Source organism: Curtobacterium sp. MCBA15_013 (genome assembly GCF_001865095.1).
Classification (GTDB): Bacteria; Actinomycetota; Actinomycetes; order Actinomycetales; family Microbacteriaceae; genus Curtobacterium.
In genome coordinates this window covers 960-1,376 of sequence record NZ_MJGQ01000033.1, presented here as the reverse complement: position 1 = coordinate 1,376, position 417 = coordinate 960, and the positions used below count along the sequence as shown (strand labels likewise).

The 417-nt window shown below is 67.6% G+C and carries 1 protein-coding gene; it reads left to right on the top strand.

All coding sequences use genetic code 11. The features are described from left to right. Window positions 1–417, top strand: a 417-nt coding sequence (locus BIV01_RS12955) for a carbohydrate ABC transporter permease (RefSeq protein ID WP_139199355.1), incomplete at both ends; no start/stop codon positions are given.

Sequence of the window (417 nt, the reverse complement as noted above, 5' to 3'; positions counted from 1 at the left end):
CGGCAACACCGTCATCGTCGCCGGCGGCACCGCGGTCCTGGTCATGCTGTTCGACTCGCTGGCCGCGTTCGCCTTCGCCAAGTACGAGTTCCCGTTCAAGCGCTCGCTGTTCACCGTCATGCTGGCGACGTTCCTCGTCCCCGGCAGCCTGTCGCTCGTGCCGAGCTTCGTGCTCATGGCGCACCTCGGGTGGATCGGTGGACTCCAGGCGCTCATCGTCCCCGGGGCGGCGAACGCGTTCGGCATCTTCCTCCTGCGGCAGTTCGCCACCGGGTCGATCCCGAACGAGGTCATCGACTCCGCGCGCGTGGACGGCGCCGGGTTCTTCCGCACCTGGTGGTCGATCGCGGTCCCGATGCTCCGCGGAGGCCTCGCGTTCCTCGGCATCTTCACCTTCATCACGGCGTGGAACGACTA